At 70.2% G+C, this 18,057-nt stretch carries 18 protein-coding genes; 12 read left to right on the top strand and 6 right to left on the bottom strand.

The features are described 5' to 3' along the window. Together C9E82_RS10450 and C9E82_RS10445 are read right to left on the bottom strand one after the other, a co-directional pair. Window positions 1-237: a phosphopantetheine-binding protein gene (locus C9E82_RS10450; RefSeq protein ID WP_119898566.1), complete on the bottom strand. Its 237-nt coding sequence runs from the start codon at window positions 235-237 to the stop codon at window positions 1-3. Then, the gene (locus C9E82_RS10445; protein WP_240643570.1) at window positions 234-1,874 is read right to left on the bottom strand and encodes a (2,3-dihydroxybenzoyl)adenylate synthase; all 1,641 of its coding nucleotides are present in this window, start codon (window positions 1,872-1,874) and stop codon (window positions 234-236) included. The genes C9E82_RS10450 and C9E82_RS10445 overlap by 4 nt, the downstream gene beginning before the upstream one ends. Window positions 1,875-2,058: 184 nt before the next feature. On the opposite strand from C9E82_RS10445, the gene C9E82_RS10440 reads away from it, so the two are divergent. After that, window positions 2,059-2,640 carry a cytochrome b gene (locus C9E82_RS10440; RefSeq protein WP_119898574.1) on the top strand — a complete coding sequence of 194 codons (582 nt, stop codon included), beginning with the start codon at window positions 2,059-2,061 and terminating at the stop codon, window positions 2,638-2,640. Here the strand turns inward: C9E82_RS10440 and C9E82_RS10435 are convergent. After that, window positions 2,637-3,737 (bottom strand): sulfotransferase, encoded by a 1,101-nt coding sequence (locus C9E82_RS10435; RefSeq protein WP_240643569.1) that lies wholly within the window; start codon window positions 3,735-3,737, stop codon window positions 2,637-2,639. The genes C9E82_RS10440 and C9E82_RS10435 overlap by 4 nt on opposite strands. 2 nt (window positions 3,738-3,739) lie before the next feature. Next, window positions 3,740-4,330, bottom strand: coding sequence for a TetR/AcrR family transcriptional regulator (locus tag C9E82_RS10430; RefSeq protein ID WP_119898564.1), 591 nt, complete (start codon window positions 4,328-4,330; stop codon window positions 3,740-3,742). Between the two features lie 105 nt (window positions 4,331-4,435). Between C9E82_RS10430 and C9E82_RS10425 the strand changes: the two genes are divergently transcribed. From C9E82_RS10425 to cysW, 9 genes are all read left to right on the top strand, one after another. Then, window positions 4,436-5,425 carry a 3-oxoacyl-ACP synthase III family protein gene (locus C9E82_RS10425; protein WP_122449262.1) on the top strand — a complete coding sequence of 330 codons (990 nt, stop codon included), beginning with the start codon at window positions 4,436-4,438 and terminating at the stop codon, window positions 5,423-5,425. Further along, window positions 5,425-6,357: an NAD-dependent epimerase/dehydratase family protein gene (locus tag C9E82_RS10420; protein ID WP_119901072.1), complete on the top strand. Its 933-nt coding sequence runs from the start codon at window positions 5,425-5,427 to the stop codon at window positions 6,355-6,357. The genes C9E82_RS10425 and C9E82_RS10420 overlap by 1 nt, the downstream gene beginning before the upstream one ends. Next, on the top strand, window positions 6,345-7,127 hold the full coding sequence (locus C9E82_RS10415) for an MBL fold metallo-hydrolase (protein ID WP_119901073.1): 783 nt from the start codon (window positions 6,345-6,347) through the stop codon (window positions 7,125-7,127). The genes C9E82_RS10420 and C9E82_RS10415 overlap by 13 nt, the downstream gene beginning before the upstream one ends. Then, window positions 7,124-8,377: a F390 synthetase-related protein gene (locus C9E82_RS10410; protein ID WP_119901074.1), complete on the top strand. Its 1,254-nt coding sequence runs from the start codon at window positions 7,124-7,126 to the stop codon at window positions 8,375-8,377. Before C9E82_RS10415 ends, C9E82_RS10410 begins: the two co-directional genes overlap by 4 nt. Window positions 8,378-8,425: 48 nt before the next feature. Beyond that, entirely contained in the window at window positions 8,426-8,920 is a 495-nt protein-coding gene (locus C9E82_RS10405) for an Lrp/AsnC family transcriptional regulator (RefSeq protein ID WP_280524941.1), read from the top strand. Window positions 8,921-9,100: 180 nt separating this feature from the next. Then, entirely contained in the window at window positions 9,101-10,201 is a 1,101-nt protein-coding gene (locus tag C9E82_RS10400) for a sulfate/molybdate ABC transporter ATP-binding protein (RefSeq protein ID WP_122449261.1), read from the top strand. Beyond that, window positions 10,198-11,190, top strand: coding sequence for a sulfate ABC transporter substrate-binding protein (locus C9E82_RS10395; RefSeq protein WP_119900753.1), 993 nt, complete (start codon window positions 10,198-10,200; stop codon window positions 11,188-11,190). Before C9E82_RS10400 ends, C9E82_RS10395 begins: the two co-directional genes overlap by 4 nt. Beyond that, window positions 11,187-12,041, top strand: a complete 855-nt coding sequence (gene cysT, locus C9E82_RS10390; protein ID WP_119900752.1) for a sulfate ABC transporter permease subunit CysT — start codon at window positions 11,187-11,189, stop codon at window positions 12,039-12,041. Before C9E82_RS10395 ends, cysT begins: the two co-directional genes overlap by 4 nt. Then, a complete protein-coding gene (gene cysW, locus C9E82_RS10385) occupies window positions 12,038-12,868 on the top strand; it encodes a sulfate ABC transporter permease subunit CysW (protein WP_119900751.1) in 831 nt (276 codons plus the stop codon). Before cysT ends, cysW begins: the two co-directional genes overlap by 4 nt. 44 nt (window positions 12,869-12,912) lie before the next feature. Here the strand turns inward: cysW and gdhA are convergent, their stop codons facing one another. Continuing rightward, the gene (gene gdhA, locus C9E82_RS10380) at window positions 12,913-14,268 is read right to left on the bottom strand and encodes an NADP-specific glutamate dehydrogenase (RefSeq protein ID WP_119900750.1); all 1,356 of its coding nucleotides are present in this window, start codon (window positions 14,266-14,268) and stop codon (window positions 12,913-12,915) included. Window positions 14,269-14,468: 200 nt separating this feature from the next. Here gdhA and C9E82_RS10375 point away from each other — a divergent pair, with 200 nt between their 5' ends. Beyond that, window positions 14,469-15,083, top strand: a complete 615-nt coding sequence (locus tag C9E82_RS10375) for an inorganic diphosphatase (protein ID WP_119900749.1) — start codon at window positions 14,469-14,471, stop codon at window positions 15,081-15,083. A gap of 56 nt (window positions 15,084-15,139) precedes the next feature. On the opposite strand, the gene C9E82_RS10370 is transcribed toward C9E82_RS10375, so the two are convergent. Next, a complete protein-coding gene (locus tag C9E82_RS10370) occupies window positions 15,140-17,647 on the bottom strand; it encodes a heavy metal translocating P-type ATPase (RefSeq protein WP_119900748.1) in 2,508 nt (835 codons plus the stop codon). Window positions 17,648-17,839: 192 nt separating this feature from the next. Here C9E82_RS10370 and C9E82_RS10365 point away from each other — a divergent pair, with 192 nt between their 5' ends. Then, a complete protein-coding gene (locus C9E82_RS10365) occupies window positions 17,840-18,055 on the top strand; it encodes a heavy-metal-associated domain-containing protein (RefSeq protein WP_119900747.1) in 216 nt (71 codons plus the stop codon). Window positions 18,056-18,057: the final 2 nt, after the last annotated feature.

Raw genomic sequence — 18,057 nt, 5'->3', positions numbered from 1 at the left:
TCAGGCGGCTTGGGCGGGCTGGACGACCTCGCGCCACCAGTCGCCAAGGGTCGCATATTCCGCGAACAGCCCGAAATCGGCCTTCAGCCCGGCCTCTTCCCAGGCCAGGACCAGGCGCATCAGCCGCAGCGAATCCAGGCCCAGGTCGGGCAGGATGTCGTCGTCGCCGATCTCGGACGGGTCGAGGTCGATCAGTTCGGCGACATCCGCGCGCATCTTGTCGAGCGTCAGGGTCATGGCGTCTTTCCTTCGTCCAGAAAACGGGCGCGCAACTGGGCGCGCAGAACATTGCGGCTGACCTTGCCGACGGCGGTGGTCTGGAATTCCTCCACGAAGACGACCTGGTCGGGCACCTTGAACTCGGCCAGGCCGCGTCCGCGCATGAAGGCCTTGACCTCGGGCGCGCGCAGGGCCGCGCCGGGCTGCAGGATCACGAAGGCGCAGCTGCGTTCGCCCAGGAAGGCGTCGGGGATCGAGACCACGGCGGCGTCGAAGATGCCGGGATGGGCCAGCAGGTGGTCCTCGATCTCCTCGGCCGAGATCTTTTCGCCGGCGCGGTTGATATGGTCGCCCGCGCGCCCCTGCACCACCAGATGGCCGCTCGGCAGCCGCCGGACGATGTCGCCGGTGCGGTAGAAGCCGTCGGGCGTGAAGCTGCGGGCATTCGCCGCCGGCTCATCGTGATAGGCGCGGATCGTGTAGGGGCCGCGGGTCAGCAGGTGGCCGGGCTGGCCCTCGGGGACGGGTCGGCCGTCATCGTCCAGCACCAGCACCTCGTCATCGGGGCTGATCGGGCGGCCCTGCGTGGTGACGACGATCTCCTCGGGGTCGTCGAGGCGGGTATAGTTCACCAGCCCCTCGGCCATGCCGAAGACCTGCTGCAGCCGGCATCCCAGCGTGGGCCGCACCCGCGCCGCCGCCTCGGGGATGAATTTCGCACCGCCGACCTGCAGGACCTGCAGGCTGGAGATGTCATGCGGCGTCTTCGCCGCCGCCTGCATCCACAACAGCGCCACCGGCGGCACCACGCCGGTGATCGTCACGCCTTCCTGCGCGATCAGCCGGAAGGCGGTGTCGGCGCTGGGATTGGGACACATCACCACCCGCGATCCGGCGTAGAGCGCGCCCATCACGCCCGGCGAGCTCATCGGAAAATTATGCGCGACGGGCAGGGCGGCCATGTAGACGCTGTCCGCGCCCAGCCCGCAGATCTCGGCGCTGGCGCGGAAGCTGTAGATGTAATCGTCATGCGTGCGCGGGATCAGCTTCGAGAGCCCCGTCGAGCCACCCGAGATCTGCAGGAAGGCGACCGAGGCGGGATCGACCTGCGGCAGCGCCTGCCCGCCATCGGGCAGCGCGTCGAAGCCCAGATGCGGGCCCGGATCGCCGATCACGACCACATGGCGCAGCTCCGGCGCGCCCGCCTGCACCTCTGCCGCCAGCGGGCGATAGTCGAAACCCTCGTGCCGGTCCAGGATCACCAGCGCCTTCGCACCGGACCGCGCGGCGAAATGCGCAAGCTCGGTCTGGCGATGGGCGGGCAGGGCATAGACCGGGACCAGCCCGGCCAGGAACAGGCCGAACACGGCGGGAAAGAACCCGGCGACGTTGGGGATCTGCACGATCACCCGGTCGCCGGGGCGCAGGCCCAGCCCCAGCCAGCCCTGCGCCGCCCGCTCGGACCGGGCCAGCAATTCGCCATAGCTCCAGCGGTGGCGGGCATCGACCACGGCCAGCCGGTCGGGATGCGCGGCCGCCCGCGCGCGCAGGAAATCCCCGAAGGTCTCGCCCCGCCAATAGCCCTTCTCGCGATAGCGGGTGGCGAATTCCTCGGGCCAGACCTGGCGCGGGGCGGAGGGGGAGGGAACGGACACGGGCATACCTGCACTTCGGGATCAGGCCCGGCAATAAAGACCCTTAGCGAAATCGTCAACTTTTCGTGGCCGCGATTGCCGTGCCGCGTCGCGGCGATTATGCAGATCCTTGACAAGCAGCAGGAAATCCCCGTCTTCCGGCCTCATGCCGGCTGCGATGGCGGTCAAGCAACGAGGTGACGCGATGGATTCCGTTCAAGGCCGGCCCGCCCCGACCCTGCCGTTCCGCGACACGCCCCGGCATTACGGCCGGATCACCCGGCTGCTGCACTGGACCATGGCCCTGCTGATCCTGTGGCAGTTCCTGGGCATGGGGCTGCGGCTGCTTCTGGGGCGCGATTCGATGGCGGCCTTCTTCGTGCGCCTGCACCAGCCGATCGGGACGGTGCTGTTCGTGCTGATCGCGCTGCGGATCGTCTGGGCGCTGGCCAACCGGCGCAACCGTCCCGCCCATGGCGCGGGGCCGGTCGGCGTGGCCTCGCGGCTGGGCCATATGGCGCTGTATCTGCTGATGCTGATCGTTCCGGGCGTGGCGCTGCTGCGGGCCTGGGGGTCCGAGCGCGCCTTCGCGCCCTTCGGCTTCCAGATCTTCCCCGCCCGCGAGGCTGCGATCGAATGGACCGGCACGCTGGCCGGCGCCCTGCACGGAGAGCTGGCCTGGGTCATGGGCGTGCTGATCCTGGGCCATGTCGTCATGGTCGGCGTGCATCAGGCGATGTGGCGCGACGGCACGCTGGCCCGCATGGCGGGGCGGCGGTCCTCCTAGGACGCGCGCCGCGCCATGCCGACGGCGGCCAGGGCGAATTCGCCCCTTTCGCAGGCATTGAGCAGCACGCGGCGGTCGGCCTCGGGCAGGGTCGCCGCGCGCGAGGGGCGCGGCCGGGGCAGGGCCGAGGCGGCGTCGAGCCAGCCGGCCGGCGCGCGGCCCGTCAGGTAGATGCCCAGCCGCACAAGCTGGCTGCGGGGCTGGCGGCACAGGTCCTCGTAATGCAGGACCAGCGGCTTCGCGCCGTCAAGCCCGCGCAGCCCGGCCAGGGTGACGGCCGACCAGAAGGCGCCGCAATCCTTCAGGCTGGGCCGGCGCGACAGGATGGCGCCCACCCCGATCCGCCCGCCGATGGCCGAGATCGCCGGCCACAGCGCGCCGCGCCCGTAATGGCTGCGCGGGCCCAGCAGGTCGATCCCAAGTGGCCGCAACCGGCGCCACATCCAGATCGCCAGCCGCGCCGCCGGATAATCGCGCATCGACAGCGCCGTATCCGCGCCGTCGCGCAGCAGCAGGACCGGCCGCGCCTCGGGGAACATCGCGCGCAATGTGCCCGCCGCGGCCAGCGACCCGCCCGAGCGTTCGACCCAGATCTTGCCGCCCGCATCCCCCGCCAGATCCGCGAACAGCGCGCGGTAGTGATCCGCCAGCGGCAGATCTGGCCGCAGCGCCGCCCGCGCCCCGATCCGCTGGAACAGCGCGTCGGGATCGTCGCTCAGATGCGGCAGGGTCACGGCCAGGACCGGCGGGCAGAAGAACGGATCGAAGGCGGGCGAGGGCTGGCGGCCATAGAGGAACTCGGCCGGGGCCAGCGCCGGATTGCCCATCCGCGACAGGGCGCGCGAGGGCGTGGCCAGCCGCTGCCAGAAACGCGCGCCGCTGATCGTCGCGCCGGGACGCGCGGGCCGAAAGGCATGGGGGCCGGCAGTCGAGAACAGTTCCGACAGCGACAGCACGTCGGGATGCAGTCGCAGGACCTGCGAGACCAGCGTCGATCCGCAGCGCGCCGAACCCAGGACCAGCCCGCCGCGCATCGGCGCATCGCCTGCCGCCGGCAGCGGCGATCCCTCGGGCCGCATCGGGTTCAGCGCGTTCATGTTCAGGCCACCCCCGAGCCGATCGCCGCGATCATGCGGTCGATCATGCGATGGGCCAGCTCGTGCGGCTCCTGATGGGTCAGAAGGTCCAGCCTTGAACTGGCCGCCAGCGCCACCACGCCATGGACCGAGATCAGCAGCTCCTCGGCCAGCTGGCGTGGCGAGGTCTTCGGCTGCAACGCCGCGATCGGGCCCGCCACGCGGTCGATCAGCGCGTCGATCAGGCCGATATACCAGCGCGGAAATTCCTCGGTGACGCGCGGCCCCTCGAACAGCCCGCGCCAGACGACCGGGCGCTGGACCATGAAATCGACATAGGTATCGGCCATGGCGATCAGCCAGTCGCGCGGATCGCCCGGCCTGATCGAATCGACGGCCTGGGCCAGTTCGATGAAGCCCTGCCGGTTCACCTCCAGCAGCACCTCGTTCATGCCGCTGAACAGGTTGTAGATGGTGCCCGGCGTCGTGCGCACGGCCTGCGCCAGCGCGCGGGCGGTCAGGGCGGTGGGGCCGCCTTCCTCCAGAAGGCGGCGGGCGGCCTCGATGGTCGAGGCCCTGAGGGCGTCGTGATCATACTGGCGCGGGCGGGCCATGGCTCCCTTTCCGATTGGCTTGCTGAACAATGTTCAAAAATATTCTTGACGTGAAGGTCAACCGTTGTCAAGGTTAATGAACACTGTCCAATAACGGTATCAGCCATGTTCCCGATTCCCCTGACGATCCGCGGCACCGGCAGCTATCAGCCCCGCCGCGTCCTGACTTCGGAAGAAATCGACGCCCGGCTGGGTTGGCGGCCGGGCAGCTGCCATGCGCTTTACGGCATCCGGTCGCGCCATGTCGCGGACGAGGACGAGACCAGTTCCGCCATGGCGGCCGAGGCGGCGCGCGAGGCCATGGAGATGGCGGAATGCACGCCGCGCGACCTGGACCTGATCATCGGCGCCTGCGGCGTGATGGAGCAGCCGATCCCCTCGACCGCGGTGCTGGTCCAGGATCGGCTGGGCCTTGGCCGCAGCGGCACGCCCGCCTGGGACGTGAACGCCACCTGCCTGGGCTTCATGAAGGCGATGGACCTGGCGGCGCTGCATATCGCGACCGGCCGCGCGAAGCGGGTGCTGGTCTTTTCCTCGGACATCGCCTCGGTCGGGCTGGACTGGCGCCGGCCCGATGCGGCGGCGATCTTCGGCGACGGCGCCGCGGCGGCGGTGCTGGAGGCGGGCAGGGGCGGGGGCGCGCTGCTGGCCTCGGGGTTCGAGACCTACGGGCAGGGCCGCGAGGCCTGCGTGCTGGCAGCGGGCGGCACCCGCGTGAACCCGGCGCGCGGCATCGCCGAGGGCGAGGACCGCTTCCGGATGGACGGGCAGCAGGCCTTCCGCGTCGCCTCGCGCCATCTGCCGCGCTTCCTGCGCCGGCTGCTGCTGAAGGCCGGGGTCGGGCTGGACGGGCTCGATTGCGTCATTCCGCACCAGGCCAGCGCGCAATCGCTGAACCACGCCATCCAGAACCTGCTGCTGGGGGCGGAGCGGGTGGTCAACATCTTCGCCCGCACCGGCAACCAGATCGCCGCCTCGATCCCGACGGCGCTGGACCATGCGGTGCGCAGCGGGCGCCTGAAGCGCGGCGACCATGCGCTGCTGATCGGAACCTCGGCGGGCATCTCGCTCGGCGGTGCGGTGGTGAGGTTCTGATGCGCGCGCTTGTCACCGGAGCCTCGGGCTGCCTTGGCCGCGCCCTTGTCGAGGAGCTTGCCGCGCATGGCTGGGACCTGCGCACGACGGCGCGGATGCCTGCCGCGCTGCCCGATTTCATGGCCGCCGACCTGGTCACCGCGGACCTGCGCCCGCTGCTGGCCGGCGTCGACGTGGTCTTTCACTGCGCCGCGCTCAGTTCCGCCTGGGGGGCCGAGGCGGAATTCATCGCCGCCAATGTCACCGCCACGCGCCGGTTGCTGGACGCGGCGGAACGGGCCGGGGTGATGCGCTTCGTCTTCGCCTCGACCCCCAGCCTTTACGCCGACGGCACCGACCGCCTGGACGTGGCCGAGGACGCGCCCCTGCCCGGACGCTGCGTAACGCCCTATGCCCATTCCAAGCGGCTGGCCGAACAGATGGTGCTGGCCGCCGACGGGCAGATGCGCTGCAACGCCATCCGCCCGCGCGCCATCTACGGCCGCCACGACCGCGCGCTGCTGCCGCGGCTGATCGGGGCGATGCGGCGCGGGACGGTGCCGATGATCGGCGGCGGGCGGGCGCTGATCGACGTGACCCACCGGCGCGACGCGGCCCGCGCGATGATCCTTGCGGCCTCGGCGCCGGGCGGGCGGGTCTGGAACGTGACCTCGGGCCGGGCCTTCGCCTTCCGCGACCTGGTCGAGATCGCCGGGCGCCGCAGCGGGCTGCGCTTCCGCCGCCTGCCGATCCCCTATTCGCTGGCCATGTCGCTGGCCACCGCGGCCGAAGCCTTCGCCCGCAGCCGCGGCGGCGCCGAGCCCGCCCTGACCCGGCAGGCCGTCGCCTCGCTGGGGCGCAGCCTGACGCTGGACATCTCGGCCGCGCGGCGCGACCTGGGCTATCGGCCCCTGGTCAGCTTCGAGGAGGGACTGGCCGAGTGCTTCGCCTGACCACGCTGCGGATCGGGTCCTGCCGGGCCTCGGGCTGGGCCGCGGGGCAGGGCGGGTTGCGGCCGGTCCGCTTTCCCGCGCTGGCCACGCTGATCGAAACCGGAACCGCCACGGTGCTGGTCGATTGCGGCTATGGCCCGGCCTTCTTCCAGGCGACCGCCCGGCTGCCCGCGCGCTTCTATCGCTGGCTGACGCCGGTGGAGCTGCCGCCGGCCGAGCGCCTGGCACCGCAATTGCCGCGCCTGCCCGACCTGGTCATGCTGACCCATCTGCACGCCGATCACGTCGCCGGGCTGGCCGATCTGCCCGCCCATGTCCCGGTCGCCGTCTCGGCCGGGGCCATCGCCCATCTGCGCGGCCTCTCGGACTGGGGCGCCACCCGCGCCGCCTGTCCGCCGCTGCTGCGCGACATGGTGCTGTCGCGCAAGCTGACGCTGATCGAGAACCGCCCCGCCGTCGATACCGGCCTGCCGGGCTTTTCGGGGGGCCATGACCTGCTGGGCGACGGGCAGCTGATCGCGGTGCCGCTGCCGGGCCACGGCACCGGCCAGACCGGGCTGTGGATCCCGCAGGCCGCGCGCTTCCTGATCGCCGATGCCGCCTATGGCCGCGCGGCGCTGCGCAGCGGCCGGATGCCGCCGGGCCTGGTGCTGGCGCGGCTGGGCGACGCGCGGGCCTATCGTCGGACCTTCGCCGCGCTGCGCGCGCTGATGGCGGTCCGGCCCGAGATCACCCTCGACCCCTCGCATTGCCCCGAGACCGCGCCATGAGCCTGTCCGCCTTCCTCTCGGCCCGCTATGGCCGCGGCTTTCGCGACCGCGCGCAGATCGAGGCCCATCACGCCCGCGCCTTCGCGCTGTTTCGCCAGCGGGTCATGCCGCGTTCGCCCTTCTATCGCGACCTGGCGCAGGTGCCCCTGGCTGCCCTGCCGCGCATGTCGAAGGCGCGGCTGATGGAGAATTTCTCGGCCATCAACACCTGCGGCATTCGATACGACCAGGCGCTGGACGTGGCCTTGCGCGCCGAGGAGAGCCGCGATTTCAGCCCGATGATCGGCAAGGTCGCGGTCGGGCTGTCCACCGGCACCTCGGGCCAGCGCGGGCTGTTCCTGTCCACGCCGCGCGAACGCGCGCTGTGGGCCGCGATCATGCTGGGCCGCTTCTGGCCAAGCCTGGCGCGGCGTCAGCGCGTGGCCTTCTTCATGCGCGCCGACAACGCGCTCTATCGCCGCCTGTCGAACCCGCTGGTGCGGTTTCAGTTCTTCGACATGCTGACGCCCTGGCAGGATCACCTGTCGCGGCTGGAGGCGCTGGACCCGACCGTGGTGATCGCGCCCGCCCGCATCCTGGGGCAGCTGGCGCTGGCCGGCCCGCGCATCGCGCCGCAGCGGCTGATCTCGGTCGCCGAGACCCTGCTGCCCGAGGATCGCGCGGCGATCACCGCGGCCTTCGGCGTGCCCGTCGACGAGGTCTATCAGGCGACCGAGGGCGTGCTGGCCATGACCTGCCGCGCCGGCAGCCTGCATCTGAACGAGGGCTGGCTGCGGGTGGAACGCGACGTGATCGACCCGGCCACCGGCGCCTTCTGCCCGATCATCCACGACTTTACCCGCGAAAGCCTGCCGATCCTGAACTATCGGCTGGACGACGTGCTGGTCCCCGATCCCGCGCCATGCCCCTGCGGCTGCGCCAGCCTGCGCATCGCCCGGATCGAGGGGCGCGAGGACGACATGTTGTGGTGGCCCGGCCGCGCGGGGCTGCGGCTGGTGCCGGCCGATGCGATCCGCACCATGATCGCCTGCCTGCCGCTGCGGCTGCGCGACTGGCGGGCGATCCAGCGGGGCAATGTGCTGGAGATCTGGCTGGACGGCGCCGAGGGCGATGCCGAGCGCCCGCTGCGCGACGCGCTGGCCGATCTGGGCCGCCGGCTGGACTGCACGCCGCCCGAATTGCGCCTGCATGCCGGCCTGCCGCCCGAGCCCGACGCCAAGCGCCGCCGGGTCCGCGTCCTGCCGGCGTGATTGCCGAAACGGTTGGCATCCGGCGCCGCGCGCGGCATTCTGCGCAGCATGAAGAGTGGCGGGGACCCGATGGAAGAGCTGGACCTGATCGATCGCAAGATCGTTTCCGAACTGATGCGCGACGCGACGCTGTCGCTGGCGCAGATCGCCGACCGGGTCGGCCTGTCGCAGACCCCCTGCTGGAAGCGCATCCAGAAGCTGGAGACGACCGGGGTGCTGACCCGGCGCGTGGCCATCGCCGACCCGAACCGGATCGGCTTCGGGCTGACCGTCTTCGTCGGCATCGAGGCCCCCGACCACAGCGCCGAATGGCGCGAGCATTTCACCGAGATGGTGACCGCCATCCCCGAGGTCATGGAGGTCTATCGCATGGCCGGGCAGATGGATTACCTGCTGCGCGTCTCGGTGCCCGACATGGCCGCCTTCGACCGGCTCTACAAGCGGCTGACCGACGCGCTGCCGATCAAGAACGTCACCTCGAACTTCGCGATGGAGCGGCTGGCCTATACCACCGCCTATCCGATCGACACGACCACCCGCTGAGGGGCAGGGAACGATCCGGTCGTTTCGCCGCCTGCCGGCCGTGGCGGGTAGAATTTTCGTTCTGTTTTATCTGCACGGAAAGAAAATATTTCCAAAACCGCCGTCGAAATGACAGGGTTCCTTTCCTTGGCTTCGTCCTGCGCGCTGCTTAGCTTCACCGCAAGGGAACAGGACGCCAACATGAGCCTTTCGATCGCCAACATGACCCGCCGCTTCGGCCAGACCGAGGTGCTGCGCGGCATCGACCTCGACATCGGCAAGGGCGAGCTGGTCGCGCTGCTGGGGCCTTCGGGGTCGGGCAAGACGACGCTTCTGCGCATCATCGCCGGGCTGGACTGGCCCGATGCGGGCAGCCTGGCGGTCGACGGGCAGGACTGGCTGGGCCGGACCGCGCAGGCCCGGCGCACCGGCTTCGTCTTCCAGCATTACGCGCTGTTTCCGCATATGAAGGTGCGCGACAACATCGCCTTCGGCCTGACCGTCCTGCCGCGCAGCCAGCGCCCGCCCTCGGCCCAGATCGAGGCCAGGGTCAGGGAATTGCTGCATTTCCTGCAGATCGACGCGTTGGCCGACCGCTATCCGTCCGAGCTTTCGGGCGGCCAGCGCCAGCGGGTCGCGCTGGGGCGGGCGCTGGCGATCTCGCCCCGGCTTCTGCTGCTGGACGAGCCCTTCGGCGCGCTGGACGCGCAGGTCCGCCGCGACCTGCGCCGCTGGCTGCGCGGGGTCCACGAAGCCAGCGGCACCACGACGATCTTCGTCACCCACGACCAGGAAGAGGCCTTCGAGCTGGCCGACCGCGTCGTGGTGATGGGCGCGGGCCGGATCGAGCAGATCGGCCACCCGGACGAGATCTACGACCATCCGGCCTCTGCCTTCGTCGCGCGTTTCGTCGGGCTGACGGTGGAACTGCCGGTCACCATGCATCAGGGCCGGGCCGAGGCGCCGGGCATCGACCTGACCGCCCTGCCGCGCCGCGCCATGGCGGACGGGCCGGCGACGCTGTTCCTGCGCCCTTCGGACATCGCGGTCCGCCCCGATCCCGAGGGCTGTTTCCGCGTGGCCGAGATCGTCTCGACCGGGGCGCTGCTGCGGCTGCAGCTGACCGGACCCGACGGGTGCGGCATCGAGGCCGAGATGCCGCGCCGCCGCATCGCCGGGCTGGAGACCGGCCAGCCCGTGCTGCTGCGCCCCGAGGCCGGCCGCATCTTCCCCGCCGCGCCGCGTTCCGACCAGCCCGCCACGCCCGCCCCCCTTCCCGCCTTCAAGGAGCAACGACTGTGAAAACCCGCCTTCTTGCCGCCGCGCTGACGCTCGGCCTTGCCGCGCCGGCCTCGGCCCAGGACGCCATCCTCAACGTGTCCTACGACATCGCGCGCGAGCTGTTCGCCGCCATCAACCCGGTCTTCGCCGAGAAGTGGAAGGCCGAGACCGGCCGCGATGTTTCCATCGACCAGTCGCATGGCGGATCCTCGCGCCAGGCGCGCGCGATCCTGGAGGGGCTGCCCGCCGATGTCGTGACCTTCAACCAGACCACCGACATCCAGGTCCTGGCCGATGCCGGGCTGGTCGACGAGAACTGGCGCGAGGCCTTCCCCAACGATGCCTCGCCCTATTACTCGCTGCCGTCGTTCCTGGTCCGCGAGGGCAATCCGAAGGGGATCGAGGACTGGGACGACCTGGTGGCCGAGGACGTGCAGGTGATCTTCCCCAATCCCAAGACCAGCGGCAATGCGCGCTATACCTATCTGGCCGCCTATGCCTATGCGCTGGAGGTCAATGACGGCGATCACGAGGCGGCGCAGGACTTCGTGGGCAGGCTGTTCGCCAATGTCCCGGTCTTCGACACCGGCGGGCGCGCCGCCACCGCCACCTTCGCCGAGCGCAACTTGGGCGACGTGCTTATCACCTTCGAGGCCGAAACCGCGCAGATCGCCAGGCAATATGCCGACCAGGGCTTCGAGCAGGTCACGCCCTCGCTGAGCCTTCTGGCCGAATTCCCGGTCGCGGTCGTGTCCGAGAACGCGGCGCGCAACGGAAGCGAGGAAGTTTCCAAGGCTTACCTGGATTTCCTCTATTCCCCCGAGGGTCAGCGCCTGCTGGCCGAGAACGACTATCGCGTGCATGACGAGACGGTGAAGGCCGAATTCGCTGATCGCTTCCCCGAGCTGAAGCTGGTCACGGCCGAGGATGTCTTCGGCGGCTGGGAGCAGATCGGCGAGGAGCATCTGGCCGAGGGCGCGATCCTCGACAGGCTGTTCGTCAACCAATGACGGCAATTGCACCAGCCGCGCCGGTCCGCGCCAAGCGGGTGCTGCCGGGCTTCGGCCTGACCATGGGCGTGACGCTGACCTATGTCGGCGTCATCGTCCTGCTGCCGGTGATCGCGCTGGTGCTGAAGGGGGCCGAGATCGGGCCCGAACGCTTCGTGCAGATCATCACCGCGCCGCGCACGCGGGCGGCGCTGCAACTGACGCTGGTCGCGGCCACCATGGCCACGATCTTCAACGCGCTTTACGGGCTGCTGATGGCCTGGGTGCTGGTGCGCTACGACTTTCCCGGCAAGCGGCTGCTGGACGCGCTGATGGACGTGCCCTTCGCGCTGCCCACCGCCGTCGCCGGCCTGGCGCTGACCGCGCTTTTCGCGGGCAACGGCTGGTATGGGGCCTTGCTGCAGCCGCTGGGGATCGAGGTCGTCTATACGATCTGGGGCGTGGCGCTGGCGATGTCCTTCACCTCGATCCCCTTCGTCGTGCGCTCGGTCCAGCCGGTGCTGGAGGACCTGGACCCGCAATACGAGGAGGCCGCGGTGACGCTTGGCGCGCATCGCTGGACGATCTTCTACCGGGTGATCCTGCCGGCGATCCTGCCCGCCTGGCTGGTCGGCATCACCCTGTCCTTCGCCCGTTCGCTGGGGGAATTCGGCGCGGTGGTCTTCATCGCCGGCAACCTGCCGATGAAGACCGAGATCGCCTCGCTTCTGGCCTTCATCCGGCTGGAGGAATACGACTATAACGGCGCCGCCGCCATCGCGCTGGTGCTGCTGTTCATCGCGCTTGTGCTGCTGGTCGCCTCGAACCTGCTGCAGGCGCGGGCGATGCGCTACAAGGGGAAGGGGGCATGAGACCCGCCGCCGCCCCCGGCGCCCTGGCGCCGCGCCCTGACCAGCGGGTGGCAAAGGCGCTGATCGCCGCCGCCGTGCTGCTGACCATCGCCGTTCTGGTGGTGCCGCTGGCCTATATCTTCCACCGCGCCTTCGCCCAGGGCTTCCAGGTCTTTGCCGCCAATATCCTTGAGCCGAACACGCTGCACGCCATCGCCCTGACGGCGCTGGTCGCGCTGCTGACCGTGCCCGTCAACATCGCCTTCGGCATCGCCGCCGCCTGGGCCATCGCCCGGTTCCGGTTCCGCGGCCGCAAGGCGCTGCTGACGCTGATCGAGATCCCCTTCTCGATTTCCCCGATCATCGCTGGGATCTGCTATCTGCTGCTTTACGGGCGGCAGGGGCTCTTGGGCTCGTGGCTGCTGGCCCATGACATCCAGATCCTGTTCGCGCTGCCGGGGATCGTGATGGTGACGATGTTCGTCACCTCGCCCTTCGTGCTGCGCGAGGTGCTGCCCTTGATGCAGGCGCAGGGGTCGGAACAGGAACAGGCGGCGGTGACGCTGGGGGCCTCGGGCTGGCAGGTCTTCCGCCGCGTGACCCTGCCCAATATCCGGTGGGCGCTGCTCTATGGGGCGGTGCTGTGCACGGCGCGCGCGGTCGGCGAATTCGGCGGGGTCTCGGTGGTCTCGGGCTCGATCCGGGGGCAGACCAACACGCTGCCCTTGCAGATCGAGCTGCTGTTCAACGACCTCAACATCGCCGGGGCCTTCGCCGCCGCCTCGACCCTGACGGTCATCGCGCTGGTCGTGATGGTGCTGAAGACGGCGATGGAGGCGCGCCGCTGAACGCGGCGGCGGGCGTGCCTTGCCCGCCGCCGCCCCGTTTTCGGTCAGATCACGCCCTGGGCGCGCATCGCCTCGGCCACCTGCACGAAGCCCGCGATATTGGCGCCCATGACATAATCGCCCGAGGCGCCGAATTCCTCGGCGGTCTCGGCGCAGCGGTCATGGATGCCGCGCATGATCTGGCCCAGCCGCTCGCGCGTCTGCTCGAAGCTCCACCTGTCGCGGCTGGCATTCTGCTGCATCTCCAGGGCCGAGGTCGCCACGCCGCCGGCATTGGCGGCCTTGCCCGGCCCGAACAGCACGCCGGCCTGCTGGAAGGCGCGCACCGCCTCGGGGGTCGAGGGCATGTTGGCGCCTTCCGCCACGGCGACGACGCCATTGGCGATCAGCGTCTGCGCGTCCTTGCCCGACAGCTCGTTCTGGGTGGCGCAGGGCAGGGCGACATCGCAGGGCACGTCCCAGATCGCGCCCTTGCCGACCGGGATGAAATGCGCCCCCCGGCCGCGCAGCCGGGCATATTCGCCGATCCGCTCGCGCCGCACCTCCTTGACCTCCTTCAGCAGGTCCAGGTCGATGCCGTTCTCGTCCATCACATAGCCCGAGCTGTCCGAACAGGCCACGATCCGCGCGCCATAGCGGATCGCCTTTTCCATCGCATAGATCGCGACATTGCCCGAGCCCGAGACCGTCACCCGGCGGCCCTCGAAATCCTCGCCCCTGGTGCCCAGCATGGCGCGGGTGAAATAGACGGTGCCGTAGCCCGTCGCCTCCTTGCGCACCAGCGAGCCGCCATAGCTGAGCCCCTTGCCGGTGAAGACCCCGGCCTCGAAACGGTTGGTCAGGCGCTTGTACTGGCCGAACATCCAGCCGATCTCGCGCCCCGAGACGCCGATATCGCCGGCCGGCACGTCGGTATATTCGCCCAGGTGGCGGTGCAGCTCGGTCATGAAGGACTGGCAGAAGCGCATGATCTCGCCATCCGAGCGGCCCTTGGGGTCGAAGTCCGAGCCGCCCTTGCCGCCGCCGATCGGCAGGCCGGTCAGCGCGTTCTTGAAGATCTGCTCGAAGCCCAGGAACTTGATGATGCCCAGGTTGACCGAAGGGTGGAAGCGCAGCCCGCCCTTGTAGGGGCCAAGCGCCGAGTTGAACTGCACCCGGAAGCCGCGGTTGATATGGGCGCGGCCCTGGTCGTCGGTCCAGGGCACGCGGAAGATGATCTGGCGTTCGGGCTCGCAGATCCGTTCGATCAGCGCGTCGTCCAGGAATTCGGGATGTTTCGAGACCACGCGGCCCAGGCTTTCCAGCACCTCGCGGGCGGCCTGGTGGAATTCGGGTTCGGCGGGGTTCCGGGCGAGGACCTGGCTGAGAACGGGTTCAAGTTTTTCGTCGATACTGGTCATGCGATTGCCCTCAGATTTTGCAGGGACTGCACTCGCAATTAGCATTGTGACTGTCAATAGGGCAAAATATCGCGCAATTGCTTATGGTTTGGGCGTTTTGCCCGGATCATTGGCGGAATGCGGTGCGGCTGCCGGGCGGGGCGTCACCCGGCCGTCACATCCGCCGACTAACAGGGGCGCATCCATCAACGGAGGATCCGATGAAAACCGCCCTTGCCGCCCTTTCCCTGGCCCTGCTGGCGACGCCCGCGCTGGCGCAGATGCAGCATCCCTTCACCTATCCGCAGCCCGAGGACCCTTCGGAATTCTTCACCGTCATCGAGATCCCGGCCGGCAGCTTCACCAAATACGAGCTGGATGCCGAGCATGGCTATGTGCTGGTGGACCGCTTCCAGTCGATGCCGGTCGTCTATCCGGCCAATTACGGCTCGCTGCCCTCGACCCTGGCGGGCGACGGCGATCCGCTGGACGGGCTGGTCTTCACGCGCGAGCCCATCGTGCCGGGCGCCGTCATCAAGGTCCGCGCCATCGGCGTGCTGCACATGATCGACGGCGGCGAGGAGGACAGCAAGATCATCGCCGTGCCGGCCTCGGACATCGACCCGACCTATGACGACATTCGCAATATCGAGGACCTGCCCGAGATCGAGCGCCAGCGGATCGAGGCCTTCTTCCGGGTCTACAAGCAGCTGCCCGAGGGCCGCAAGCTGGTCGAGCTGAACGGCTTCGGCGGCGCCAACGAGGCCGCCGACATGGTCGCCGGCGCGATCGAGGCCTATCGCGCCGAAAACGGCCGCACCGCCGCCACGAACTGACGCGGTTTTCCGCAGTCCCCCGGCCATCCGTTCCGCGATGGCCGGGGCGCGCCGCCTTATTGCGCCGCCGCCGGGACGGGCCGGGGCTCGTCCCCCCTCTGCCGTGCCGGTTGCGGCGTGGCCGGCCGCAGGCGGCGCAGGCGCAGGGCGTTGGTCAGCACGAAGACGCTGGACAGCGCCATGGCCCCTGCGGCCAGGATCGGCGACAGCAGCATCCCGTTCAGCGGATAGAGCAGCCCCGCCGCGACCGGGATCAGCGCCGTGTTGTAGCCGAAGGCCCAGAACAGGTTCTGGCGGATGTTGCGCATCGTCGCGCGGCTCACCGCGAAGGCGTCCGCGACCGCGCCGAGGCCCGAGCCCATCAGCACCACGTCGGCGCTTTCGATGGCCACGTCGGTGCCGGTGCCGATGGCGATGCCGACATCCGCGCTGGCCAGCGCCGGCGCGTCGTTGATGCCGTCGCCGACGAAGGCCACCGGGCCGTGTTCGCCCAGGCGCCGCAGCGCCTCGACCTTGCCGTCGGGCATGACCTCGGCCACCACCTCGTCGATGCCCAGCCGGCGGGCGACCGCCTCGGCCGTGCGGCGGCCGTCGCCGGTGATCATCGCGACCTTCAGGCCCTGCGCGTGCAGATCGGCGATGGCGGCATGGGCGCTGTCCTTGATCGGGTCCGAGACCGCGATCACCGCCGCGATCCGCCCGTCCAGCGCGGCGAACAGCGCGCTGCGGCCTTCGGCGGCCAGCGCCTCGGCCCGCGCCTGCAGCGCGCCGGTGGCGATGCCTTCGCGATCCATCAGCCGCGCGGCGCCGATCAGCAGGCGCTGCCCGCCCGTCTCGGCCTGGATGCCCAGACCCGTCAGCGCCTCGAACCCGTCCGGGGCGATGGGGGCGATGCCTTCATTCCGTGCGCCCTCGACGATGGCGCGGGCGATGGGATGTTCGGAACGGTCCTCGGCCCCCGCGACCAGCGCCAGCAGCCGGGCGCGATCGACCCCCGGCGCGGTTTCGAAATGGGTCAGCACCGGGCGCCCTTCGGTCAGCGTGCCGGTCTTGTCCAGCGCGACGGTCGCGACGCCTTGCAGCGATTGCAGCGCGTCGCCCTTGCGAAACAGCACCCCCAGCTCCGCCGCCCGCCCGGTGCCGACCATGATCGAGACCGGCGTGGCCAGACCCATCGCGCAGGGGCAGGCGATGATCAGCACCGCCACGCCCGCGACCAGCGCATGGGTCAGGCGCGGCTCGGGGCCGAAGGCCAGCCACAGCCCGACCGTCGCCAGCGCCACGACCAGCACGGCGGGGACGAAATACATCGTCACCCGGTTGACCAGGTCCTGGATCGGCAGGCGCGCGCCCTGCGCGGCCTCGACCATGCGGATGATCTGCGACAGCACCGTGTCGGCCCCGACCCGCGTCGCGCGAAAGACCAGCGCGCCATTGCCGTTGACGGTGCCGCCGGTGACCTCGGTGCCGGCCTGTTTCTCGACCGGCACCGGCTCTCCGGTGATCATGCTTTCATCGACCCAGGACGCGCCCGAGACGACCTGCCCGTCGACCGCGATCTTCTCGCCGGGGCGGACATGGACCAGGTCGCCCGCGACGATCTCGCCGATGGGCCGTTCGCGGACCTCGCCGTGCCGTTCGACGCGGGCCACGCGGGGCTGCAACCCGACCAGCCGGGCGATCGCCTCGCCGGTGCGGCCCTTGGCGCGGGCCTCCAGGAAGCGTCCCAGCAGGATCAGCACCACGATCACCGCCGCCGCCTCGAAATAGACCGCGCGGCTGGTTTCGGGCAGCAGGCCCGGCGCGAAGGTCGCCACGGTCGAGAAGGCCCAGGCCGCCGAGGTGCCGATCGCCACCAGCGAGTTCATGTCCGGCGCGCCCTTCAGCAGCGCGGGAAAGCCCTTCGCGTAGAACAGCCGCCCCGGCCCGATCAGCACCAGCGTGGTCAGCGCGAATTGCAGCATCCAGGAATTCTGTGCGCCGATATTATGCGCGATCCAGTGATGGACGGCCAGGATCATGTGTCCGCCCATCTCCAGCAGGAAGACCGGCAGGGCAAGGATCGCGGCCAGGATCAGGTCGCGGCGCAGCGTGGCGATCTCGCCGGCCTTGCGGTCGGGTGCGGGCGCGTTGTCTGCCGCGTCGCGATGCGGCCGCGCGGGATAGCCCGCCTGCGTCGCCGCCGCCGCCAGATCGGCAGGCGCGACCCCATCCAGGTGCCGCAGCATCGCCCGGCTCGAGGCCAGGTTGACATTCGCCGACAGCACGCCCGGCACCGCCGCCAGCGCGCGCTCGACCCGGCCCACGCAGGACGCGCAGCTCATGTCATCGATCTCCAGCACGGTCTCGGCCAGCCGCGCGGGATAGCCCAGGTCCGCCAGCGCCTCGGTCACGGCCGTTGCGGGCAGGCTGCCGTCATGGCGGATCGTCGCGGTTTCGGTGGCCAGGTTCACCTCGGCCCCGGCGACGCCCGGCAGCGCCTTCAGCGCGCGTTCCACCCGGCCCACGCAAGAGGCGCAGCTCATCCCCTCGACGCCCAGTTTCAGGATTGCGTCATCGCTCATCCGGCGGCCCTCCTTTTCGTCCGTTCGGCCTGTCGGATGACCAGATAGAGGCTCCAGTCGCTGGAGGGTCAAGGGGTGGCCGGAAATTTGCGGGCCGAGCGGGAAAGGCCCTTGGCCCTCGGGTTGCGTGGGGTCCCTTCTGCACCGATGCCGGGCGCCGCGACGGTGCCCCAGGACCGGAAAGGACCACGGATGAGCGATACAGAGGCAACCGGAAACGCGGTCTTCACCGTTCCGGACATGACCTGCACCCATTGCGAAAAGACGCTGCGCGCCGCGTTCGAGGCCGCGATGCCCGGCGCGCGGGTGCGGATCGACCTGCCCGCCCACCGGCTGGAGGTGGCGGGCGATGCCAAGGCCGCCCGCGCCGTCATCGCCGGGGCCGGATACAGGGCCGAACCGGTCTGACC

Origin of the sequence: Paracoccus sigandri (assembly GCF_003709565.1) — a bacterium.
Classification (GTDB): domain Bacteria; phylum Pseudomonadota; class Alphaproteobacteria; order Rhodobacterales; family Rhodobacteraceae; genus Paracoccus; species Paracoccus siganidrum.
Note: the sequence above shows the minus strand (reverse complement) of the source record. Positions and strands in the feature narration are given on the sequence as shown.